Origin of the sequence: Kitasatospora sp. SolWspMP-SS2h, assembly GCF_003259315.1 — a bacterium.
Lineage (GTDB): Bacteria > Actinomycetota > Actinomycetes > Streptomycetales > Streptomycetaceae > Kitasatospora > Kitasatospora fiedleri.
On record NZ_QLLT01000016.1, the window covers coordinates 85,053 to 106,287 of the forward strand.

Below are 21,235 nucleotides of genomic sequence, written 5' to 3' on the forward strand. Positions count from 1 at the left end.
AGCAGCATGGGCACGACCCTCGCGCAGAAGACCTGGCAGCAGCACGTCGTCCGGCGCCAGCCGGCCGGCGACGACCTCCTCTACATCGACCTCCAGCTGCTGCACGAGGTGAACACCCCGCAGGCCTTCGACCGACTGCGGGCGGCCGGCCGCAAGGTCCGCCGGCCCGACCTCAACCTGGGCACCGAGGACCACAACACCCCGACGCTCGCCCTGGACCGCCTGATCACCGACCCGAACGGGCGCCGGCAGAGCGAGCTGATGCGCGCCAACTGCGCCGAGTTCGGCATCCCGCTGCACCGGCTGGGCGACCCGCAGCAGGGCATCGTGCACGTCATCGCGCCCGAACTCGGCCTGGTCCGGCCCGGGATGACGATCGTCTGCTGCGACTCGCACACCACCACGCTCGGCGCCTTCGGCGCGCTGGCCTTCGGCATCGGGGCCAGCCAGGTGGAGCACGTGCTGGCCACCCAGACCCTGCCGATGCGGCCGATGAAGGACATGTCGGTGACCGTCACCGGCACCCTGCCCGCCGGGGTCACCGCGAAGGACCTGGTGCTCGCGCTGATCGCCGAGATCGGCACCGCGGGCGGCCAGGGCCACATCATCGAGTACCGCGGCGAGGCGATCACCGCGCTCTCGATGGAGGCCCGGATGACGCTGTGCAACATGTCCGTCGAGGCCGGCTCCCGGGCCGGGCTGATCGCCCCCGACGAGACCACCCTGGCCTACCTGCGCCGGTGCCCCGGCCTGCCGCAGGGCGCGGAGTGGGACGCCGAGGTCGCGCACTGGATGTCGCTGCGCACCGACCCGGACGCGGTCTTCGACCGGGAGGTGGTGATCGACGCCACCACCCTGAGCCCGTACGTGTCCTGGGGCACCAACCCGGCCCAGAGCGTCCCGCTGGACGGCGCGGTGCCCGACCCGGCCGGCTTCGCCACCGCGGAGGAGCGGACGGCGGCCGAACGGGCCCTAGCGTACATGGACCTGGCGCCCGGCACCGCGATGCGCGACGTCCCCGTCGACACCGTCTTCATCGGCTCCTGCACCAACAGCCGGATCGAGGACCTGCGGGCCGCCGCCCAGGTGCTGTCCGGCCGCAGGGTCGCCGACGGCCTGCACCTGATGATCGTCCCCGGCTCGGCGCAGGTCCGCCGGCAGGCCGTCGAGGAGGGCCTGGACCGGGTGTTCGCCGAGGCGGGCGCCGACTTCCGGGCCGGGGCGGGCTGTTCGATGTGCGCCGCGCTCAACGAGGACCGGCTGCTGCCCGGGCAGCGCGCCGCCTCCACCAACAACCGCAACTTCGAGGGCCGGCAGGGCAAGGGCTCGCGCACCCACATCGTCTCGCCGCCGGTCGCCGCCGCCACCGCCGTGGCCGGCCGGCTCGCCTCCCCCGCCGACCTCTGAGGAACCGTCATGGAGAAGTTCACCGTCCACCGCGGCACCGCGGTGCCGCTGCGCCGCAGCGACGTCGACACCGACCAGATCATCCCGGTCCGGTTCTGCGCCAGCACGGACCGTGACGGCCACGCCGACGCCCTGTTCGCCGACTGGCGCGACGACCCCGGCTTCGTGCTCAACCGGCCCGAGCACCGGGGCGCCACCATCCTGCTCGCGGGCAACGACTTCGGCACCGGCTCGTCCCGCGAGTACGCGGTCTGGGCGCTCCAGGACTACGGCTTCCGGGTCGTGGTCGCCCCCCGCTACGGCGACATCTTCCGCGGGAACTCGCTGATGAACGGCCTGCTGACGATCGTCCTGCCGAGCGCCGTCGTCACCGGGCTGTGGGAGGCGGTCGAGGCCGACCCGGCGGTCCCGCTCGTCGTCGACCTGGAGGCGCTGGAACTGCGCTGCGGCGACCGGGTCCACCCGTTCGAACTGGACGCGGAGGCCCGGGACCGGCTGCTGGCCGGCCTGGACCCGATCGACGCGACGCTGCGTGACGAGAACGAGATCGAGGCGTACGAGAAGAACCGGCGACCGGCCCTCCCGACCACCTGTTGACGTTGCCGAAGTGCGCGAAAGCGCCATAGCCGATCATTTCCCGTGGGAATTCACAAAATACTCACGACAACAGAACGACAGTTGTCGCCATTTTCGAACATGCTAGGGTCGGACGACCTGGCAGCACCGCCCTGCTGCTGACACGGGAACGGGGGCCCGGACGTGAAACTGTCCCAGTGCGCCGCCTTTGTGGCAGTCGTGGACACCGGGAGTTTCACCGGTGCCGCGAGAGCGCTGGGAATCAGCCAGTCCGCGGTCAGCCACGCGATTGCCGGCCTAGAGTCGGAACTCGGCGTCGGCCTCATGCACCGCGACCGCAAAGGCATCGAACTGACCGATTCCGGACACCGGGTGCTCACCCACGCCCGGGCCGTCATGCTCCATTCCGAGCAGATGCGCAACGTGGCCGGGAGCGCGGCCAGGGAGCCCTCCGGCCGCATAAGGATAGGAACCAGCCAGAGTTTCGCCTGCCGCCTGCTCCCGGCCCTGATGACGGAATTCCGCGGCCGCTACCCGGAGCTCGAAATCGAGCTGAAGGAGGGGCCCGACCTCCGGATCTCCGAGTGGCTGCGCGGGTACGCCGTCGACGTGGGCATCGTGACCCTCCCCAAGCGGGACCTCAAGACCCACCCGCTGCTGGAGGACCAGCTGTACGCGGTGCTGCCGGCCCGGCACCGGCTCAGGTCCGCGGCGGGCGTCCGCATCCTGCAACTGGCCGACGAACCCCTGCTGATGCCGCACGGCGACACCGAGGGGCTGGTCCGCTCGCTGTTCCGCGCGGTGGGCCTGGAGCCGAACGTCTCCTACCGGGTCCAGAACCTGAACACCCTGCTGGCGATGGTGGCCGAGGGCCACGGGGTGACGGTGCTGCCCTCGCTCGCCATGCTCCCGATGTCCCCGGCCCTGCGCGCGGTGCCGCTGGCCCCGGCCGTCCGGCGCAAGCTCGCGATCGGGATCAGCCCGCTGGTGCGCAACTTCCAGGCGGTGTCCGCCTTCGTCTCGACCGCCCGGGCCCTGGCCGGCAACCGCGACTGGACGCTGCCCCCGGGCACCGTCGGCGTCGGCCCGCAGAACACCGCCCGCCCGATGGGCGTGGTGCGCGTCCCGTGAACCCGCCCGACGGGCCCCGCTCCGGCGTCCGGAACGGGGCCCGCGGGCGCGGGGCGGCTCAGCCCCAGGTGAGCAGGCGCTTCGGGTGCTCCAGGACGGCGGCCACGTCCGCCAGCACCCTGGAGCCCAACTCGCCGTCGACCAGCCGGTGGTCGAAGGAGAGCGCCAGCGTGACGACCTGCCGGGGCACCACCTCGCCCTTGTGCACCCGGGGCCGGAGCCGGATCGCGCCGACCGCCAGGGCGGCCGACTCCCCCGGGCTCAGGATCGGGGTGCCGGTGTCCACGCCGAAGGCCCCGAGGTCGGTGACCGTGACGGTGCCGCCGAGCAGGTCCGCCGGGTCGGTGCGGCCCTCGCGGGCCGCCCCGGCCAGCTCCTCCAGCGCCCCCGCCAGCTCGGGCAGCGTCCTGGCCTGGGCGTCCTTGACGTTCGGGACCACCCGGCCGTCCGGCGAGCCGAGCACGAGGCCCAGGTTGACCGCCCGCCGGTGGACGATCTCCTGGCGCTCCTCGTCCCAGGCGGCGTTGATCTCCGGGTGGCGGCGCACCGCGGTCAGCAGCGCCCGCACCACCAGCAGCAGCGGCGTCACCCGCAGCCCGGCCAGCTCCGGGTCCCGCCGCATCCGGTCGGCCAGCTTCACCGTCCGGGTCACGTCGACCGTGGCGAACTCGGTGACGTGCGGGGCCGTGAAGGCGCTGGCGACGGCCGCCCGCGCCGCGGCCAGGCGGGCACCCGTCACCGGCACCCGGCGGTCCCCGGGCGCCGCCGGGACGGCCTGGGTCCGGGCCGCCGGAACGGCCTGGGCCGGAGCCGCCGGAGCCGCCTGGACCACCTGAGCCGTCGGAGCGGCCGGAGCCGCCTCGACGGCGGTGGTGACGGCCGTGGCGGCGGCGGTGACGGCGGCCTCGGCCGCCGCCCGCACGTCCTCCCGGCTGACCGTCCCGTGGACGCCGGTCGGGGGCACCGTCCGCAGGTCGATCCCGAGGTCCTTGGCGAGCTTGCGGACCGGGGGCTTGGCCCGGGGCCGCTCCGGACGCGCGGTGCCCGCCGGGGCCCCGCCCGCCGGCCGCCGCTCGGCCTGCGGTCGCTCGGCCTGCGGTCGCCCGGTCTGCGGGCGCCGTCGGGCGGTCCCCGAGGGTGCGACCCCGTAGCCGACCAGGACCGGCTGCCGGGCCGGGGCCGGAGCGTCGGCGGCCGGAGCGTCGGCGGCCGGGGCGGCGTCCGCGGGCGCGGTGTCCACCAGGATGATCACCGCGCCGACGTCGACCGTGCTGCCCTCCGGGTGGCGCAGCTCGCTGACCACGCCGGTGAAGGGGATGGGCAGTTCGACCGCCGCCTTGGCGGTCTCCACCTCGCAGACCGGCTGGCCGTCGACCACGGCGTCACCGACCCGCACGTACCACTTGAGGATCTCCGCCTCGGCGAGGCCCTCGCCGACGTCGGGCATCGCGAACTCGCGGAAGCGCTGGGTGGTCTTCGTCATCGGGCCGCCCCCTCAGTAGGAGAGCGAGCGGTCGACGGCCAGCAGCACCCGGTCGATGTTGGGGAGGTACTCCTCCTCCAGCCGGGCCGGCGGGTAGGGCGCGTGGTAGCCGCCGACCCGCAGGATGGGCGACTCCAGGGAGTAGAAGCAGCGCTCCTGGATGCGCGCGGCGACCTCCGCCCCGGGGCCGGTGAAGACCGGTGCCTCGTGCACCACGATCAGCCGGCCGGTCTTCTCCACCGAGGTCTGCACGGTGTCGAAGTCGATCGGCGAGAGCGAGCGCAGGTCCACCACCTCGAGGGAGCGGCCCTCCTCGGCGGCGACCTCGGCGGCCTCCAGCGCGAGCTTCACCATCGGGCCGTAGGCGACGACGGTCAGGTCGCCGCCCTCCCGGACCACGTGCGCCCGGTGCAGGGGCAGCGCGGGGGCCGAGAGGTCCACCTCGGACTTGTCCCAGTAGCGCCGCTTCGGCTCCAGGAAGATGACCGGGTCGTCGCTCTCGATCGCCTGGCGGAGCATCCAGTACCCGTCCGAGGCGTTCGACGGCGAGACCACCTTGAGGCCCGCGGTGTGCATGAAGTACGCCTCGGGGGACTCGCTGTGGTGCTCGATCGCGCCGATGCCGCCGCCGTAGGGCATCCGCACCACCACCGGCAGCTTCACCTTGCCCAGCGAGCGGGCGTGCATCTTGGCGAGCTGGGTGACGATCTGGTTGAACGCCGGGAAGACGAAGCCGTCGAACTGGATCTCGACGACCGGGCGGAACCCGCGCAGGGCCAGGCCGATCGAGGTGCCGACGATGCCGGACTCGGCGAGCGGCGAGTCGGTGACCCGGTCCTCGCCGAAGTCCTTCTGCAGGCCGTCGGTGATCCGGAAGACGCCGCCGAGCCGGCCGACGTCCTCGCCCTGGATGAGGACCTTGGGGTCGTCCTCCAGCGACGTGCGCAGCGCCTCGTTGAGGGCCTTGGCCAGTGACAGGGTGGTGGTGGTCACCTCAGTTCCCCTCCTCGAACGCGGCCTGGTACGCGGCGAATTCGGTCCGCTCCTCGTCGACGAGGGCGTGCGGTCCGGCGTAGACGTGCGCGAAGACCGCGTCGGTGTCCGGGTCGGGCATGCTGCGGACGCCCTCGCGGACCCGCGCGGCCAGCTCCTCGGCCTCCCGGTCGACCTGCGCGAAGTACTCCTCGTCGGCCTGGCCGCTGGTGGTGAGGTAGGTGCGCAGGCGGCGGATCGGGTCCTTGGCCTCCCACTCCTGCCGCAGCGAGCTCTCCCGGTAGCGGGTGGGGTCGTCGGAGGTGGCGTGCGGCCCCATCCGGAAGGTGAACGCCTCGATCAGCATCGGGCCCTGGCCGGAGCGGGCCCGCTCCAGCGCGGCCCTGGTGACCGCGAGGCAGGCCAGCACGTCGTTGCCGTCCACCCGGACGCCCTCGAAGTCCCAGCCCGCGGCGCGCCGGTAGATCGGCGTGCGGGTCTGCTTCTCGGTGGGGGTGGAGATCGCCCACTGGTTGTTCTGGCAGAAGAACACGATCGGGGCGTTGTAGACCGAGGCGAAGGTGAAGGCCTCGGCCACGTCGCCCTGGCTGGAGGCGCCGTCGCCGAAGTAGGAGAGCACCGCGGCGTCCGCGCCCTCCTTGGCGATGCCCATCGCGTAGCCGGTGGCGTGCAGCAGCGGGGGGCCGATCACGATGGTGTAGAGGTGGAAGTTGTTCTCGTTCGGGTCCCAGCCGCCGTGGTTCACGCCGCGGAACATCCCGAGCAGGTTCAGCGGGTCGACGCCGCGGGTCCAGGCCACGCCGTGCTCGCGGTAGCAGGGGAAGACGTAGTCGTCCGGCCGGGTCGCCCGGCCCGAGCCGATCTGGGCGGCCTCCTGGCCGAGCATCGGGGCCCACAGGCCCAGCTCGCCCTGGCGCTGCAAGGTGACCGCTTCGGTGTCGAACCGCCGGGTCATCGTCATGTCCCGGTACAGTCCGCGCAGTTCCTCCGCCGACAGGTCCACCGAGTACCGGGGGTCCTCGACCCGTTCGCCGTCGGGGGTGAGGAGTTGAACCATCTCGGGGTCGCTGGGCCTGCTGTCGGCCGCCTTCCCCCGAGCGGGCCGGGACCTGCCCGTCTTGCCCTGTGCTACCACGTGTGCTCCTTCGTCTGTCCGACAACGGGATCGGCCGGTGTCGGGAGTTCCCTGCCGCCGGCAGGGAGGGGTATCCCCTGCGCCTGCGCGGCGCACGGGATGTGCGCGCCGGGACCGGGCCAGGGGTGACGATGTCCCTGGCGACCGGTGTTTCTCGGCCCGCCCTTCGGCGCACCGACAGTATCCGAATCCCCTTGAGCACCACAGTTTTGCGCTGGGTCCAGCCGCGGGTGCCCGGGACACCCGTCACCGTACCCCCCGGGTATCGCCCGGGGTAAGAGTCGAAATGCGCCTTTGCACCACCCCTTTCGGGGTGGAATGCGCGTCGGCTCAACTTAAGTGGAGTTCCGACCACCGCGATGGCGGAGGCGAGTTCGGCGGACTCCGCCGTCCGGCCGATTCCCCGCGCGCGGGGCCGGGCGAGACTGGCAGCGCGCACGGTCCCACGCGCCCAAAAAGATTCGTCCAGAGGGAGAGACCGCAATGCAACCGCTGTACACGATGACCGACGCCGAACGCGAGGAGCTGTTCGAGGTCCTGGCCACCGTCGACAAGCAGCCGTACCGCGACTATCTCGCCTTCTCCGCCGCCGTGCACGACCTGATCGACCGCGGCGAGGTGCCGGCCTTCTTCACCGAGGTCTGCGAGCGCATCCGGCTCGACCGGGAATCCGGCACCGCGGTCGCCCACGTCCTGCGCAACTGCCCGCTCGACCGGGAGATACCCGAGCTCGACCTGGACGACCCGATCGCGGACAAGCACGCGAAGAAGACCACCTTCGTCTCCGAGGCGTTCCTGGCGCTGTTCGGCCACCTGGTCCGCACGCCGCTGCTCTCCTACGGCACCCGCTTCAACGGCGACTTCTTCGTCGACGTGATCGCCATCAACCGCTACAGCGGCCTGCAGACCGGCTTCAGCGACAGCGAGCTGGTCTTCCACAACGACCGCACCGCGCACCCGGTCCGCGCCGACTACATCTCCCTGCTCGGCATGCGCTGCCCCGACCGCGACTACATCTACACCGGCTTCGTCGACGGCCGGAAGCTGCTGGCGAACCTCACCCCGGAGCAGCAGGACGTGCTGCGGCAGCCGTACTTCGTCACCCCGTACGACGTGCTCTCCCGCGACAACAACGGCGACCTGTCCGTCTCGGACGTGCACGCCGTCCTGGAGAACGAGCACAGCTTCCGCTACCTCGACACCACCACGACCGTCACCCCCGACGCCCCGCCGCAGGCCATCGTCGCCCTGCTGGCCCTGAAGAACGCGCTGGTCCGCGCGGACAAGACCCGGCACCGCATCCTCACCGGCGACCTGTTCACCTTCGCCAACCAGGACGGCCTGCACAGCCGGGACAAGATGGAGATCAACGACCCCGAGGCCGCCCGCCGCCGCTGGCTGCTCAAGTCCTACGCCTTCCGCGACCAGGCCGCCTCCGACCGGCACGCCGACCGCTGGATCGACGGCGTGCCCGGCCGGGTCGGCGACGGCACCTGATCCCGCCCGGCTACGCCTGATCGACCGTCAGACCACTTCCCCAGCCAACGACTTCACCGGGAGACCGCGCAGATGACCGACAACGCCCTCGCCGACAGCGCCGTGACCGAGAACGGGCTGGCCGAGTGCCTGCCGGTGCTGTTCACCGAGCTGGCCGGCGGCAGGTTCGACTTCCAGGAGCTGGAGTTCGAGCCGCTGCTCACCGACGGCCGGGTGGGCGCCGAGATCCACCGCCTCTACACCACCGAGCAGACCGGCCCCGCCGGCCCGGCCGCCGCGATCGTCCGCTACCTGCCGGGCGCCGCGGCCAAGCCGCACCGCCACCCGGGCTACGAGCTGATCTACATCTGCAGCGGCCAGCTGGAGACCGACGAGGGCGTCTACCCGGCGAACAGCCTGCTGGTGATGAAGCCGGACAGCGTCCACGCCCCGCGCAGCGCCAACGGCTGCATCGCCCTGGTGGTGTGGGAGCAGCCCGTCCAGCCGGTCTGACCGCGCCGCCACCGGCCGGCGGCCCGCCCCCGACACAGCCTCGGCGGGCCGCCGGCCACCCCCGACATCCGAGTTCCGAGGAGTTCCTGTGACCGTCGTCCCTACGGCTACCGACCGAGGGGAATCCGGCGCCGCACCGCCGTCCCGCTTCGGCCCCAAGCACCGCTGGACCGTGCTCGGCCTCGGCGTCGCCGCCCAGGCCAGCTTCTCCGCCAGCTTCGCGGGCATCCCGGTCACCGGTACCACCATGCGGGCGGACTACCACCTGACCACCGGCCAGCTCGGCTTCGTCCTCGGCGCCACCCTGCTCGGCGTCGCGGTCTCCGAGATCTTCTGGGGCCTGCTGACCGACCGGTTCGGCGACCGGAAGATCCTGCTGACCGGCCTGCTCTCCACCGGTGCCGTGCTGGCCCTGATGGCGGTCTTCGTGGTGCCCGGCGGCGGCTCGGTCCCGGCCATCGGGCTGCTCGCGGCCGGCCTGCTGCTGGTCGGCCTGCTCGGCGGCAGCGTCAACGGCTCCTCCGGCCGCGCCGTGATGATCTGGTTCCGCGACGGCGAGCGCGGCTTCGCGATGAGCATCCGGCAGACCGCGATCCCGGCCGGCGGCGCGATCGGCGCCGCGCTGCTGCCCTGGCTCGCCTCCTCCTACGGCTTCCGCCCGGTCTACGGCGTGCTCGCGCTGTTCTGCTTCGTCACCGCCGCCGCCACCTGGCGCTGGCTGCACTCCCCCGAGGACCTCCCGGCCGCCGGGGGCGCCGCCGCCCGGGCCGCCGCCCCGCAGGACACCCGCTCGCCGCTGGTCCGCTGGGACTGCTGGCGGCTCGCCCTGGCCAGCGCGCTGCTGACGATGCCGCAGATCGCCGTGCTCTCCTTCGCGGGCGTCTTCCTGCACGACGCCAAGCACGCGGGCCTGTTCGCCGCCAGCGCGACCATCCTGACCGCGCAGATCGGCGGCGCGGCCATCCGGGTCTGGAGCGGCCGCTACACCGACCGGAACAAGAACCGCCGCAGCTACGTCCGGGCGGTCGGCGTGATCGCGGGCGTCCTGATGGCCGGTGCGGCCGTCCTCGCCCACGCCCCGACCTTCTGGACCGCCGCCGCCCTCGCCATCGGCGGCATGGTCGCCAACGCCTGGCACGGCGTCGCCTACACCGAGATCGCCGCCATGGCCGGGGCCGAACGCGCGGGCACCGCGCTGGGCCTGGAGAACACCACCGCGTTCACCGGCGCCTTCGTCACCCCGATGCTCATCCCGCTGCTGCTCGGGGTGTCCTCCTGGACGGTGGTCTGGATCGCCGTCGCGGTCGCCTCGCTGCTCGCGGCCCCGCTGGCCCCCGGCAAGTCGGTCGGCCGCCCGCTCGCCACGGCCTGACGCCCAGCGGCGCGGCGCGGCACGGACCGCGCGGCGTGGACCGCGTGCTACCGGTCGGCCGGACGCCCGCCGTACGCGCCCTGCCTTCCCTGCCCTCCCCGCTCTCCCCACCCGCCGTGCCCGACACGGCCCCGAAACCCCGGGACAGTCTCCCCGGCCTCGTCCCGGGCGGCCCCGTCCGGACCGTGCGCAGGACCGCCGTCAGGCACCCTGCGCCCGGTCCGGCGGGGCCTGCAACCGTGCCTGCCGGGCCGCCCGGCCGCGCTGCATCAGCAGCACCGCCTCCAGCCGGTTGCGCACCCCCAACTTCGCCAGCGCGTGCGAGACGTGGCTCTTCACGGTGGCCGCGGAGAGCTTCAGCACCCCGGCCGCCTCCGCCGTGGACCGGCCGTCGGCCAGCAGCTCCAGCACCTCGCGCTCGCGCTTGGTGAGGCAGCGCAGCAGCCGGTCCGGGTTCTCCGTCCCGGGCGGACGCGGCTCCCCCGGCGCCGGGCCGGACGGCGAACCGACCGAGGACAGCCGCCGGGTCTCCAGCACCTGCGCGAGCACCTGCGGGGAGAGCACCACGTGCCCGGACGCCACCGCCCGGGTCGCGCTGGCCAGCCGGGCGATCTCGGTGTCCTTGACCAGGCACCCGGTGGCCCCGGCGGCGAACGCCGCGTCCACCCGCCACCGGCTCCAGTCCGTGCCGATCAGCAGCACCTTGACCTGGCACCCCACCAACTGCCGCACTACCGACCAGGGTTCGTCCTGCGGGCCGACCACCAGCACCACCACGTCGGCCAGCGCCAGCCGGGACCACTCGTGGATCGGCCGGTGGCTGTCCACGCACCGCAGGTAGTCCAGGTGCGCGGCGTCCCGCAACACCGTCCCGAGCACCCGGCGCGAGATCGGGTCGTGATCCGCCAGCAGTACGCTCGTTCTCGGCTCGAACTGCTCGACGTCGACCACCCAGTCGTCATCGGCCCGCGGGGCCGCCACCGGCGGCTCGGCCACCGTCGTCATGACGCGTGCCACCTGCCGTAGAGCTGAGTCGTTCTTGATCACGGTTCAGCGCCCCCCGGATCGCATCGCACTGAGATAACGTTTCGACCCGCCAGCCTAGCGCCCGCACACGAAGCCGTCGTGAAAAAGTTGTGTCCGGCCGATCCGCCCCCGGCACCGCCCAGGGCTGACGCCCCGAGCTGATGCCCCGTCAACCCGCTTCCCGCGCGGCGCGGTGACGGCCGGACCGGCGCCGTGCCCCTCGCGGTCAGCAGCTGCGGGTGCGTCCGGCGCCGTACTGCTCGTCAGTGACGTGTTCGAGCCAGGTGATCTCGGGACGGTCGTCGCCGGGGGCGGTGGCGTCCCACAGGGCGAGGTGCTGCATGAAACGGTCGGGAACGGCACCGTGCCAGTGCTCCTCCCCGGGCGGGCAGACGACGGTCTCCCCGGGGTGGGCTTCGAAGACGGTGCCGTCACGCGTGCCGACCAGAGCCACGCCGGCGACGACGTGGAGGGTCTGCCCGACGGCGTGATGGTGCCAGGCGGTACGAGCACCGGGAGCGAAACGGACCATGCTGGCGCACAGCCGGGACGGCTCCTGCCCGACCCGGATGGCGTCGAACCAGACATCACCGTTGAAACGCTCCCGGGGACCCTTGCTCGTGGGCCCGGGGCTGACGAACTCCACGGGGTGATCCTTCCTCTCGTCCGGACGGGGCGGATCGGAGCATACGGGCGGCCGAACGTCCGAGCACGGCACGCCCCCGCCGACTTCCCCGGCGCCTGCCCTCGCCGGGTCCGGGTGGCAGGCGATCGCCTTCGAACCCTCTACTCCAGCACCGAGGCCCGCTCGTCCAGTTCCTCGACGCCGGGTACGTCCCGGAGCCGGTAGAGGCGGGCACGCATGTCGTGGACGGCGTCCTGGACCTTGATCGAGCGGATACCGTCCGCGCAGTCGAGGAAGTCGTTCCAGGCGGTGAGGGCGCCGTCGACGTCGTCCTGGCGGAGTCGGACGGTGCCGAGGTCGGCGAGGACGATGGCGCGGGTGCGGCGACGGTCGAGGCCGTGGATCTCCAGGACGTGGTGGAGGTGGTCCTGCGCGCTGGTGCAGTCACCGAGCTGGGCGAGGACCATGCCGGCTTCGTGGGTCCAGCGGCCGATGCTGTAGTGCGAGGCCCAGGAGTCGCCGGGGGCGCCGCCCGCCAGGGCGACCCCGACCAACTGCGGCACTTCATCTCCACCGCCCTGCTGGACGACGAGCACGGCGAACTCGCCAACCTCGCCTACTGGGCGCTGTGGCTCGGCGCGATGCCGGCCGACCGCACCGACGACACCTTCATGCACCGCCCCGACCCGGCGAGCTGGGACCCGATCCACCTCTACCGCGCCCTCGTCTCCTCCTTCCACCTCGCCCCCGGCACCGTCGACCTCTACGTCCACTCGATCAGCACCCTGTCGCACCTGCACCCGTGGCTGCCGCACGCAGCACCGGACTCCGCCCAGGCGTTCGACAGCTTCACGCCCCAACTCCTCGACGGCACCCTGATCTCCCCGACGTCCCGCCGCGACCTGGACCGCCTGCGCTACGGTCGAACCGAGAGTTGACGGCTGCTCAGGAGGACTGCATGGCGCACCAGCTCGACGGCGAGGAAGCGGCCGGCATCGCCCGCCTGCTGTTCGAGACCGGCTCCCTGCGCGCCCTGCCCCGCACCGGCTGGCGGCAGGACGGCATCCCCCTGACCGCCACCGAGACCGTCACCGAGCACAGTCACCGCGTCGCCGTCATCGCCGCCACCCTCGCCGCCCTGGAAGGCGCCGACCCCAACCGCACCGCCCTGCTCGGCACCCTCCACGACGTCCCCGAGGCCCGCACCGGCGACCTCACCCCACTCACCCGCAAGTACGTCACCGCCGCCGACCCCCGCAAGGTCGTCGCCGACCAGACCGCGACCGCCCACCCCGCCGTCCGGGACCTCTTCGCCGACGCGATCGCGGAGTTCGAGGAAGGCACCACCCCCGAGGCCCGCTGCGCCAAGGACGCCGACAAGCTCGACTGCCTGCTGCGCGCCACCGAGTACCGGGCCGCGGGCATCCCGGCCGTCCAGGGCAAGATCGACCGCTGCCGCGCGGCCCTCACCACCACCTCCGCCCAGCGGATCGCCGACGCCGCACTCGCGCTCGACCCCACCGACTGGCAGTCCGCACCGGCCCCCAGGTAGCTCCAGCCGGAACCGCCCCGAACGGTCAGCACCAGATCAGGTGCTCGTCGCGGAACACCGGCCAGGGCCGACTGGAGATGTCCGGGGCATCGGCCAGCGGTGGCTACCCCCGGGGGAACCTGCGGGGCAGCCACCGCTGTCGGCTGTGCACCTGCAGCCCCCAAGCCGACCTGACGGCCCACCGCAGGCCTCCCGCACCGGCCGCGCTCGAAGATCGCTTCCGCGAGATGGCCGCAGCCGAGTGTCGCCAGCCTGGAACTGACTTGGTGAGAGCCAGGAGCGGTCGGGTTACGCGGGGTGGTCAGGTGTTGGCGGCTCGGGTGATCTGGAAGCCGCTCTGGTCGCCTCCGGCGAGGGTGACCTGGTAGTGGGGGAGGGCGCGGGTGCTGGTGCTGCGGTAGCCCTGGCCGTGGTTGTCCAGAACGGTGGTGCCGCTCTTGCCGTCGGCGACCCAGTCGAGGGTGAGGGTGAAGGTGCAGTCGGTCGGGCAGGGCATGACGGGGTCGAGGTCGAAGACCTCGGGGTCGGTGAGGGAGATCGTGTAGGGGAAGGAGACGGCGGGCGTGATGGTGCCGTAGTTTTCGCCGGGCTTGGGAGTCAGCTTGGGCGGTTTGGCGGCGAGGTCGACGTCGAAGTGGCGGGGCGTCACTTCCCCTCCGCACCCGCCGCCAGCCATCGAGACGACGATGCCACCGGTCAGCGCAGGACGTGGGGTGACGTCGATGCGCATGTCCTTGAGGATGACGCTCTGCTGAGTGCGGCCCTGGATGGTGACCTCGAACGAGCGGTCCAGGACTACCGCTTCCTGCGGGGGAGCCCCGCCCGGCTGCAGGCGGCTCATGAACTGCTCCGGCGTCCCGTCGAACCACACCGTCGGGCACAGTTGTGGCGCTGGTGACGCCTGGGCCGCGATAGGTGCCTCACCGCTCCACCGATCCCCGGCTGCCTCCTGTCCCGGGACGCTGCCAGTTGCTGCCCCCGAGGCCGACGACTGGTGGGCGGCTGGGCCACGGTCGTCTCTCTTGACTCCGAACGGGTCGACGGCGACGAGCACGACGGCAAGGACGACGGCTGCGGCAACCGAGATGACGACCACGCCGCGGCGACCAGGCACACGGATGCCGCCCCCCGCACCGCGGCGGCTGCCGGACGCCTCCCGCGATGCTGCGTCGACGGTTGCGGTCGGCTCCGACGCTCCGTCGACGGCGAGCGGTCGGGTCTCTTCCCGGATCTCCTGCGAAGTTGCCCGAGCGACTACAGCCAGGGCCGCCGCCTCCCACTTCTTACGGGCCTCGGCCATCACCTCGGGGTGCCCGCGGCTGACCGCCCGGGCGAACGCCATCGCCTGGTCCTTCGTCGGGAACCGGTCCCCCCGCAGCATCTCACCCAGAGTGCTGCGGCCCACCCGCGTCCCCAACCGCTCCGTCTCCGCCTCCAGCACCCGCAGAGACCGCTTGCCATCACGGATGTGCAACCCCGTCAGATACGCGGCAAACCCTTCCACCGCAGCCCGCCGCTCCCCCTCGCCCACCGCTCCTCCTCCATCAACTGTCCGACATTGTCCGGCGGTTGACGCCGCACGTCCGAGCACCGCCGAGATTGTCCGCCACACGTGACCGCCCCACAACCCACCCGCTGAGCTGGACGCATCCCACTCCCCCAACCCCTCTCACCCAGGGGCTGGCCGTGCTGCGCCCAGGAGGCCACGATGACCGCACCGTCCCGCCGCCACGGACCCTCCGAGCCCTGCTGGATCCACCACGTCCACCCCGAACTCGTCACCGAGCTCCTGTGCGCCTGGGACCTGATCCAGCGCACCTGCCGGCGGGGTGCCACCGACGACGAACTCGCTCGACGCACCCGCCACGCCCCGCAGGACATCACCACCATCCGGATCGCCCGCAACCACTGCGCCCACCCCCACAGCATCCGCCACTTCCCCGAGTCCAAAATCCGCACCGCCTTGACCCTGGCCCTGGACGTGCTCGACACCCTCTGACTCGCCACACATGCGACGGCGCAGGCCGACGCACCCACGCTCTCCGCCTTGCAACAACGCCAAGAGCCGGCCTTCGGCCGACCCCTGCCAGAGACGCGAACCGCCTCGTCGAGCTTCGAGAGCCGGGTCGCTGATCCACGGATCGTGACGTAGCGCGACGGGTCCGGGGCCGGCTGGAGGGCGGTGGACGTGGGTGGAAAGGGGGTCCGAGGGGGCGGTTCGGGGGCGTCGTCCCCGCACCGCCCCCGCACCGATCCGCAATTCGGGCATTCCGGGCACTATCCCGAGCGGCGCAAGCAGTCCCCGAACCGCTCCGGATGCGAGTAAGGCCAGGTCAGACGGTGTCTGACCTGGCCTCGACTCGGGTGGGCCGCCAGGGGTTCGAACCCTGAACCTACGGATTAAAAGTCCGCAGCTCTGCCAATTGAGCTAGCGGCCCGCGGCAGGCGTGGACCCGGGGGACAGCGCCTGCCGGGGTGATCCTACCTGGTGCCCGGTGGGGGAGGGCCAGCGGATTGCCGGGCGGGTCGTGCGGGTGGGAGTGGGGGGAGGTGGGCGGCGCGGACGCGGTGGAGCCAGGCTTCGGCGGGGCGTTCGTCGGCGACGGCGGGGAGCACGCCGGGGCGGTCGAAGCGGGCGGCGGCGTCGGCGAGGAGGGCGGTGGCCTCCTCGGGGCGGTCGGCGTAGCGCTCGCCGAGGGCGCGGACCCGTTCGGGGTCGGGGAGCCGGATCTCCAGGTGGCCGGTCTCGTGCAGGGCGACGCCCTGGCGGACCAGCCGGACCAGGTGCCGGGCGTGCTTGGCGGCCCGGGCCCGGCCGGCCGGGTCGGTGCGGTCGCGGGCGGTGAGCTTGCGGAACTGCTGGTCGGCGTAGCCCAGGTAGGCGCCGCGGACCGCCGGGCCGGAGAGGAAGGACGCCCGCAGGCCGATCAGCTCCTCGCCGAGCGGCGTCCGCACCTCGTACAACTCCTCCGGCAGCCAGACGAGTTCGGTGGCCGTCGGGTTGCCGTTGAGGGCCAGGCGGCACCACTTGGCGGCCTCGTGCAGGGTGCGGTCGGGCCGGGTGGTGACGTGCGACTCGGCGGGCCGGTGCAGGCCGTGGAAGGCGGTGGTGGGCGCGGCGAACAGGCCGAGCCGGTCGAGGTCGGACCCGGCGTGCGCCAGGCCGTACGCGGTGGAGCCGACGATGCCGGAGAGCAGGACGTTCACGGGCGGACGCCTCCCCGGCGGTCGCGGACGGAAGTGGGTACGGGCGGAAGCGGGTACGGACGGGTGCGGCCCGGCCCGGCCCCAGTCTCGCCCGCGCCGCCCCGCCCCGACCAGCGATTTCCGCCGGGGCGGTCGCGGGGGAGCGCGGGGGAGACAGAACCCGGCGTACAGGCCGACCGGCCGACTCGCCGCTCGGCCCGGCGGGGAGGGAGGGGGGCGGGAGGGAGGGTCCGGACCGAACCCTCAGCCCCCGTCCGGCAGTTCGAGCGGCAGGTGACCGTAGCCGACCGACCCCGGCACGCCCCGGCGCAGGCCCGCCAGCAGGGCGGGCGGCGGGGTCGCGTGGACGGTGGTGTAGTGGTGCTCGCCGAGCGCCGGGTCGCTGGGCCAGGCGAGGCGCTCCTCGGCGGGGGTGGTGGCGAAGTGCCCGTCCGCGCCGTTCCGGTTGCCCCGGCCGTCCAGTCGGACCCACCACGGACTGCCGGGCAGCAGGACGCCGTTGAGCCCGTGCAGCACCTCCAGCTTCTGGTAGCACAGCCCGGCCGGGATGCCGTTGGCGCGCAGCAGCGCGGCCAGCAGGTGCGACTTGCCGTGGCAGATCGCGTTGCCCGCGGTGAGCACGTCGGAGGCCCGGTAGGCGGCCGACCAGTGGCCGACGTCCGCCGAGTGGTCGATCCGGTCGCGGACGTACCCGAAGGCCGCCTCGGCCGTCCGCACCGGGTCCGCCCGCCGCAGTTCGGCGGCGAGCCGGACGATCGCGGGGTGGTCGTGGTCGACGACCCGGTCGGCGACGAGGTACGCGGCCGGGTCCGGCCGTTCGGCCCGCAGCGGGCCGTGGGGGGAGACGGAGAGGTCCATGGCAGCGATGCTCGGCGCCCGACCGCACGGCCCGCAAAGGGGTTTCACCCGATGGGATAGCGTCGGCGGCGACACCTGTCGTGAACGAAGGACGCGGGACGCGGGACGCGGGAACGAAGGACGCGGGACGAAGGGCGGAGGCGTGGTCGGCATGGCGCAGGACGAGGTGCTGGACGGGGTGCCGGACGAGGTGCTGGTGGTCACCGGCGGCGGTCGCGGCATCGGGGCGGCCACCGCGCTGCTCGCCGCCGGGCGCGGCTACCGGGTGTGCGTCAACTACCGCAGCGACCGGGGCTCGGCGGAGGCCGTGGTGGAGCGGGTCCGGGCCGCGGGCGGCACCGCGCTCGCCGTCCGCGCGGACGTCTCGCACACCGCCGGGGTGACCGAGCTGTTCGACACCGTCGACCGCGAACTCGGCACCCTCACCGCGCTGGTGAACAACGCGGGCACGCTGGAGCGGCAGTGCCGGCTGGACGAGCTCGACGAGGACCGGCTGAACCGGATCTGGGCGGCCAACATCACCGGCCCGTTCCTGTGCGCGGCGGCCGCGGTGCGCCGGATGTCCACCCGGTACGGCGGCCGGGGCGGGGCGATCGTCAACGTCGGCTCGGCGGCGTCCCGGCTCGGCTCGCCGAACGAGTACGTCGACTACGCGGCGTCCAAGGGCGCGCTGGACTCGATGACCACCGGCCTGGCGCTGGAGGTCGCGGCCGAGGGCATCCGGGTCAACGCCGTCCGCCCCGGCCTGATCCACACCGGCATCCACGCCCTCGGCGGCGAACCCGGCCGGGTCGACCGGGTCGGCCCGAACCTCCCGATGGGGCGCGGCGGGCAGCCCGAGGAGATCGCCGAGGCGATCCTGTACCTGCTCTCCCCCGCCGCCTCGTACATCACCGGCGCCTTCCTGGACGCCGCCGGCGGCCGCTGACCACCCCGCCACCGCGACCGCGACCGCCCACCGCCGGTCGCCTGGCCCCCACGACTCCTGCAACTCCCCCAACTCCCGCCACCGGAAGCGCGGTTCCGGCTCCACGGCTTCGCGGCTCCCGGTACCGGTTCGGTGAACGCCCCGGCCCGGCGTCCGCCCCTGCCCCTACGGTGGAACGCATGACCGAGACCGAGATCGCCGCCGCGCCCTTCCTCGACATCCCCGACGTCCCCAACCTCCGCGACGCCGGGTCCGGCGTCTACCGCCCCGGGCTGCTCTACCGCTCGGCCACCCTCCACCACCTCACCGACGAGGGCCTGCGGCGCCTCACCGAACTCGGCATCCGCACCGTCCTGGACCTGCGCAGCGCCGGCGAGGTCGCCCTGTACCCGGACCGGCTGCCCGACGGCGCCACCTACCTCCACCTGCCGATGCTGCCCGACCCGGCGACCACCGACCGGGCGTGGCCCGAGGACCAGTCCGCGCTCTACCCGTTCATGGCCGAGACCGGCGGCATCGCCATCGCCGCCGCCGTCCGCGCCCTGGCCACCGGCGCCCCGCTGCTGGTCCACTGCGCCGTCGGCAAGGACCGCACCGGCCTGACCGTCGCCGCCCTGCAGACCCTGGCCGGCCTCCCGCTCGACGCCGTCACCACCGACTTCCTCCGCTCCAACGCCGGCCTCGGCCTCGACCTCGGGCCCGTCCCCTACCTCGACGCCGCCGGGGTCGAACGACTCTCCCGCCCCGTCGAAGCCGCCCACCTGCACGCCGCCCTCACCCACGCCACCACCCGGCACGGCTCCCTCGCCGCCTACCTCCGCGACCACGGCGCCACCGACGCCGACCTCGCCACCCTCCGCTCCCTGGGACCGTCCTGACGGCCCACCGCCCGCCCGCACACCACGCGCCGCCACCCGGCTGCTCCGGCCGCCGTTCCCCGGGCGGGGGGCGGCTCGTTAGGAGCGTTACCGTGGACGGTGCGCCCACCCGTACGTCCACCGGCGCGTCCACCGGTACGTCCGGTCCGTCGTCGGACGGGCCCGGGCCCGGGCCCGGGCCCGAAGTCGTGAAGTCGTGAAGTCCCGAAGTCGTGAAGGAGCCCGTCCCATGGCACGTTTCCCCGCCACCGCCGCCGTCGCCGCCACCGGGCTGGTCGGCGGCTACGCGACCGCCCGGTTCAGTGGGCGCCGGGAGTGGGGCGGTGCCGTGCTGGCGGCGGCCGGGGCGACGGCCGCGGTGCGCTGGGGGCGGCGTTCGGGGGTGCCGGCCGCGGCGGGGCTGACCACGCTGTACCTGGCCGCGTTCGGCGGCTCGCACCCGCTGGCGAAGAAGATCGGCGCCTGGCCGGCCGTCCTGACGGTGACGGGCGTGGTGGCCGCGGCCTCCGCGCTGGCCACCGGCGACTGAGGTCCGGCGGCACCACGCAGCGGCGGCACCACGCAACGACAGCACCGCCCGACGACAGCACCACCCACCAGCGGCCTCCCCCAGCGGCGGCCCCCAGCGGCATCCCCCAGTGACGGCCCTCAGCGGCCGAAGCGTTCCTCGAACGCCGTCCGGTTCGCGGAGGGGACGCTGCGGTCCCAGACCGCGAACACCACCCGGTCGAAGGCCGCGCCCCACTCGTCCAGGGCCCGCCCGAAGGCGTCCGCCACCTCCGCCGGGTCGTTGCGGAACACCCCGCAGCCCCAGGCGCCCAGCACCAGTTCGCGGGCGCCGTGCCGGGCGGCGGCGGCCAGCACCCGTCCGGCCCGTTCGGCCAGCAGCGGGCCGAGGCCGAGCGGACGGCCGGGCGAACGCAGCGCCAGCTGGCCCGCGTTGGGCGCGGGCGAGGTGAGGAAGCCGACCCGGTGGGTGCGCTCCAGCAGTTCGCCCCGGTCGTCCCGGATCACCGGCACGCCCGGCGACCAGATCACCCGGTGGCTGTAGCGCAGGTCGGTGGAGGCCCGGTGCGCCTCGTAGTAGTCGGGGGCCTCCAGCAGGCAGCGGTACAGGAGCGAGGAGCGGCAGACGTCCTCCTCCTGGGCCTTCGCCCCGCGCAGGTAGCCGCCGCCGGGGTTGCGCGCGGACGCGAAGTTCAGCACCGCGACGCTCCGCCCGCCGTCCGCGACCAGCCGCCGGGCCGCCTGCATGCTGCCCTCGCCGGTCACCTCGACCTCCGCGTCGGCCACCGCTCCGACCCCCGCCCCGGCCACCGCGCCGGGAACGCGGACGGGCCCCGGGCCGGCCCCGAACTCCGCGTCCGCCGGGTACGACACCGTCCCGGCCCGGGCCTCGGCCAGCTCCTCGGCGATCCGCACCACCGCGCCGGCCGGGCTCCGGTACTCGCCCCGGTCCGCGATCTCCTCGTTCTGCGTGGCCATCGCCCGCTGCCTGCTGCTCACACCGGGCACGCTAATCCCCAACTCCCTTCCCCACCAGCGATTTTCGCCCCTGCCCGGCCACGCCCCCGGGAACGCGGACGGGCCCGCCCCACCGAAGTGGAACGGGCCCGGATCAGCCGGCCTGCGGCGCGTCAGTTCTTCCAGCGCGGCTTGCGGTCGCCGCCACCGTTGAAGCCGCCGCGGTCGTCACGGTTGAAGCCGCCGCGCTCGCCACGGTCCCGGTCGCCGAACGAACGGCCACCGCGGTCGTCGCGGTTGAAGCCGCCACCCTGCGGGCGCCCACCGGTGCGGTGGTCGTCACGCCGCACGAACGGACGGCTGCCGCCACCGGCCTGGCCGCGGTCCCGGTCGCCGAACGGACGCGCCGGACGGTCGCCGAACGAACGGCCGCCGCGGTCGTCGCGGTTGAAGCCACCGCGCTCGCGGTCACCGAACGAACGGCCGCCACGGTCACCGCGGTCGTCACGGTTGAAGCCACCGCGCTCACGGTCTCCGAACGAACGGCCGCCACGGTCACCGCGGTCGTCGCGGTTGAACCCGCCACGCTCACGGTCACCGAACGAACGGCC

22 protein-coding genes, 1 tRNA gene and 1 pseudogene are annotated in these 21,235 nt (G+C 73.6%); 12 read left to right on the forward strand and 12 right to left on the reverse strand.

Annotated features, from left to right (window positions below):
* Positions 1-6 precede the first annotated feature (6 nt).
* The 3 genes from leuC (at position 7) to K353_RS20780 (ending at position 3,114) form a co-directional block, all read left to right on the forward strand.
* A complete protein-coding gene (gene leuC / locus K353_RS20770) occupies positions 7-1,407 on the forward strand; it encodes a 3-isopropylmalate dehydratase large subunit (protein ID WP_111555152.1) in 1,401 nt (466 codons plus the stop codon).
* A 9-nt stretch (positions 1,408-1,416) separates the two neighbouring features.
* A complete protein-coding gene (leuD, locus tag K353_RS20775; protein ID WP_100836950.1) occupies positions 1,417-2,004 on the forward strand; it encodes a 3-isopropylmalate dehydratase small subunit in 588 nt (195 codons plus the stop codon).
* Between the two features lie 162 nt (positions 2,005-2,166).
* Positions 2,167-3,114, forward strand: coding sequence for a LysR family transcriptional regulator (locus K353_RS20780; protein ID WP_111555064.1), 948 nt, complete (start codon positions 2,167-2,169; stop codon positions 3,112-3,114).
* 58 nt (positions 3,115-3,172) lie between these two features.
* On the opposite strand, the gene K353_RS20785 is transcribed toward K353_RS20780, so the two are convergent.
* Genes K353_RS20785 through pdhA form a run of 3 tightly spaced genes read right to left on the reverse strand, consistent with a single transcriptional unit; the run spans position 3,173 to position 6,725 of the window.
* Positions 3,173-4,597, reverse strand: a complete 1,425-nt coding sequence (locus K353_RS20785) for a dihydrolipoamide acetyltransferase family protein (RefSeq protein ID WP_111555065.1) — start codon at positions 4,595-4,597, stop codon at positions 3,173-3,175.
* A gap of 12 nt (positions 4,598-4,609) precedes the next feature.
* Positions 4,610-5,575 carry an alpha-ketoacid dehydrogenase subunit beta gene (locus K353_RS20790; protein WP_111555153.1) on the reverse strand — a complete coding sequence of 322 codons (966 nt, stop codon included), beginning with the start codon at positions 5,573-5,575 and terminating at the stop codon, positions 4,610-4,612.
* 16 nt (positions 5,576-5,591) lie between these two features.
* Positions 5,592-6,725, reverse strand: a complete 1,134-nt coding sequence (pdhA, locus tag K353_RS20795; protein ID WP_233533714.1) for a pyruvate dehydrogenase (acetyl-transferring) E1 component subunit alpha — start codon at positions 6,723-6,725, stop codon at positions 5,592-5,594.
* 483 nt (positions 6,726-7,208) lie between these two features.
* Between pdhA and K353_RS20800 the strand changes: the two genes are divergently transcribed.
* From K353_RS20800 to K353_RS20810, 3 genes are all read left to right on the forward strand, one after another.
* Entirely contained in the window at positions 7,209-8,222 is a 1,014-nt protein-coding gene (locus tag K353_RS20800) for a TauD/TfdA family dioxygenase (RefSeq protein ID WP_111555067.1), read from the forward strand.
* Positions 8,223-8,294: 72 nt separating this feature from the next.
* Entirely contained in the window at positions 8,295-8,714 is a 420-nt protein-coding gene (locus tag K353_RS20805; protein ID WP_111555068.1) for a cupin domain-containing protein, read from the forward strand.
* A gap of 88 nt (positions 8,715-8,802) precedes the next feature.
* Entirely contained in the window at positions 8,803-10,086 is a 1,284-nt protein-coding gene (locus tag K353_RS20810; RefSeq protein WP_111555069.1) for an MFS transporter, read from the forward strand.
* A 201-nt stretch (positions 10,087-10,287) separates the two neighbouring features.
* On the opposite strand, the gene K353_RS35850 is transcribed toward K353_RS20810, so the two are convergent.
* The 3 genes from K353_RS35850 to K353_RS20825 form a co-directional block, all read right to left on the reverse strand.
* Positions 10,288-11,091, reverse strand: a complete 804-nt coding sequence (locus K353_RS35850) for a response regulator transcription factor (protein ID WP_111555070.1) — start codon at positions 11,089-11,091, stop codon at positions 10,288-10,290.
* Positions 11,092-11,338: 247 nt separating this feature from the next.
* A complete protein-coding gene (locus tag K353_RS20820) occupies positions 11,339-11,758 on the reverse strand; it encodes a cupin domain-containing protein (RefSeq protein ID WP_111555071.1) in 420 nt (139 codons plus the stop codon).
* A 140-nt stretch (positions 11,759-11,898) separates the two neighbouring features.
* Positions 11,899-12,204, reverse strand: coding sequence for a hypothetical protein (locus K353_RS20825; RefSeq protein ID WP_146616527.1), 306 nt, complete (start codon positions 12,202-12,204; stop codon positions 11,899-11,901).
* Positions 12,205-12,237: 33 nt separating this feature from the next.
* On the opposite strand from K353_RS20825, the gene K353_RS20830 reads away from it, so the two are divergent.
* Positions 12,238-12,675: a hypothetical protein gene (locus K353_RS20830; protein ID WP_199528184.1), complete on the forward strand. Its 438-nt coding sequence runs from the start codon at positions 12,238-12,240 to the stop codon at positions 12,673-12,675.
* Positions 12,676-12,695: 20 nt separating this feature from the next.
* Positions 12,696-13,289: an HD family hydrolase gene (locus tag K353_RS20835; protein WP_111555073.1), complete on the forward strand. Its 594-nt coding sequence runs from the start codon at positions 12,696-12,698 to the stop codon at positions 13,287-13,289.
* Positions 13,290-13,590: 301 nt separating this feature from the next.
* Here K353_RS20835 and K353_RS20840 read toward each other — a convergent pair whose 3' ends face one another.
* On the reverse strand, positions 13,591-14,820 hold the full coding sequence (locus K353_RS20840) for a hypothetical protein (RefSeq protein WP_111555074.1): 1,230 nt from the start codon (positions 14,818-14,820) through the stop codon (positions 13,591-13,593).
* A 177-nt stretch (positions 14,821-14,997) separates the two neighbouring features.
* Between K353_RS20840 and K353_RS20845 the strand changes: the two genes are divergently transcribed.
* Positions 14,998-15,288: a hypothetical protein gene (locus K353_RS20845; RefSeq protein ID WP_111555075.1), complete on the forward strand. Its 291-nt coding sequence runs from the start codon at positions 14,998-15,000 to the stop codon at positions 15,286-15,288.
* A 366-nt stretch (positions 15,289-15,654) separates the two neighbouring features.
* On the opposite strand, the gene K353_RS20850 is transcribed toward K353_RS20845, so the two are convergent.
* From K353_RS20850 to K353_RS20860, 3 genes are all read right to left on the reverse strand, one after another.
* A tRNA-Lys gene (locus tag K353_RS20850) sits at positions 15,655-15,727 on the reverse strand.
* A 43-nt stretch (positions 15,728-15,770) separates the two neighbouring features.
* On the reverse strand, positions 15,771-16,496 hold the full coding sequence (locus K353_RS20855; protein WP_111555076.1) for a DNA polymerase beta superfamily protein: 726 nt from the start codon (positions 16,494-16,496) through the stop codon (positions 15,771-15,773).
* A 243-nt stretch (positions 16,497-16,739) separates the two neighbouring features.
* Positions 16,740-17,354 carry a transglutaminase family protein gene (locus K353_RS20860; protein WP_111555077.1) on the reverse strand — a complete coding sequence of 205 codons (615 nt, stop codon included), beginning with the start codon at positions 17,352-17,354 and terminating at the stop codon, positions 16,740-16,742.
* A gap of 151 nt (positions 17,355-17,505) precedes the next feature.
* On the opposite strand from K353_RS20860, the gene K353_RS20865 reads away from it, so the two are divergent.
* The 3 genes from K353_RS20865 (at position 17,506) to K353_RS20875 (ending at position 19,689) form a co-directional block, all read left to right on the forward strand.
* Positions 17,506-18,282: an SDR family oxidoreductase gene (locus K353_RS20865; RefSeq protein WP_111555154.1), complete on the forward strand. Its 777-nt coding sequence runs from the start codon at positions 17,506-17,508 to the stop codon at positions 18,280-18,282.
* 179 nt (positions 18,283-18,461) lie between these two features.
* A complete protein-coding gene (locus K353_RS20870; protein WP_111555078.1) occupies positions 18,462-19,160 on the forward strand; it encodes a tyrosine-protein phosphatase in 699 nt (232 codons plus the stop codon).
* Between the two features lie 229 nt (positions 19,161-19,389).
* Positions 19,390-19,689, forward strand: coding sequence for a hypothetical protein (locus K353_RS20875; RefSeq protein ID WP_111555079.1), 300 nt, complete (start codon positions 19,390-19,392; stop codon positions 19,687-19,689).
* A 119-nt stretch (positions 19,690-19,808) separates the two neighbouring features.
* On the opposite strand, the gene K353_RS20880 is transcribed toward K353_RS20875, so the two are convergent.
* Both K353_RS20880 and K353_RS20885 read right to left on the reverse strand, forming a co-directional pair.
* Complete coding sequence (locus K353_RS20880; RefSeq protein ID WP_111555080.1) at positions 19,809-20,666, reverse strand: TIGR02452 family protein; 858 nt, start codon at positions 20,664-20,666, stop codon at positions 19,809-19,811.
* Positions 20,667-20,797: 131 nt separating this feature from the next.
* Positions 20,798-21,235, reverse strand: a pseudogene (locus tag K353_RS20885) (RNA helicase); the annotation flags it as partial.

What these genes read in the sequence shown, in the direction of transcription:
- K353_RS35850 (WP_111555070.1), bottom strand. Translation starts at nt 11,091, where the DNA reads ATGACGACGGTGGCCGAGCCGCCGGTGGCGGCCCCGCGGGCCGATGAC.
- K353_RS20875 (WP_111555079.1), top strand. Translation starts at nt 19,390, where the DNA reads ATGGCACGTTTCCCCGCCACCGCCGCCGTCGCCGCCACCGGGCTGGTC.
- K353_RS20865 (WP_111555154.1), top strand. Translation starts at nt 17,506, where the DNA reads ATGGCGCAGGACGAGGTGCTGGACGGGGTGCCGGACGAGGTGCTGGTG.
- K353_RS20860 (WP_111555077.1), bottom strand. Translation starts at nt 17,354, where the DNA reads ATGGACCTCTCCGTCTCCCCCCACGGCCCGCTGCGGGCCGAACGGCCG.
- K353_RS20785 (WP_111555065.1), bottom strand. Translation starts at nt 4,597, where the DNA reads ATGACGAAGACCACCCAGCGCTTCCGCGAGTTCGCGATGCCCGACGTC.
- K353_RS20835 (WP_111555073.1), top strand. Translation starts at nt 12,696, where the DNA reads ATGGCGCACCAGCTCGACGGCGAGGAAGCGGCCGGCATCGCCCGCCTG.
- K353_RS20845 (WP_111555075.1), top strand. Translation starts at nt 14,998, where the DNA reads ATGACCGCACCGTCCCGCCGCCACGGACCCTCCGAGCCCTGCTGGATC.
- K353_RS20825 (WP_146616527.1), bottom strand. Translation starts at nt 12,204, where the DNA reads ATGGTCCTCGCCCAGCTCGGTGACTGCACCAGCGCGCAGGACCACCTC.
- leuC (WP_111555152.1), top strand. Translation starts at nt 7, where the DNA reads ATGGGCACGACCCTCGCGCAGAAGACCTGGCAGCAGCACGTCGTCCGG.
- leuD (WP_100836950.1), top strand. Translation starts at nt 1,417, where the DNA reads ATGGAGAAGTTCACCGTCCACCGCGGCACCGCGGTGCCGCTGCGCCGC.
- K353_RS20870 (WP_111555078.1), top strand. Translation starts at nt 18,462, where the DNA reads ATGACCGAGACCGAGATCGCCGCCGCGCCCTTCCTCGACATCCCCGAC.
- K353_RS20800 (WP_111555067.1), top strand. Translation starts at nt 7,209, where the DNA reads ATGCAACCGCTGTACACGATGACCGACGCCGAACGCGAGGAGCTGTTC.
- K353_RS20805 (WP_111555068.1), top strand. Translation starts at nt 8,295, where the DNA reads ATGACCGACAACGCCCTCGCCGACAGCGCCGTGACCGAGAACGGGCTG.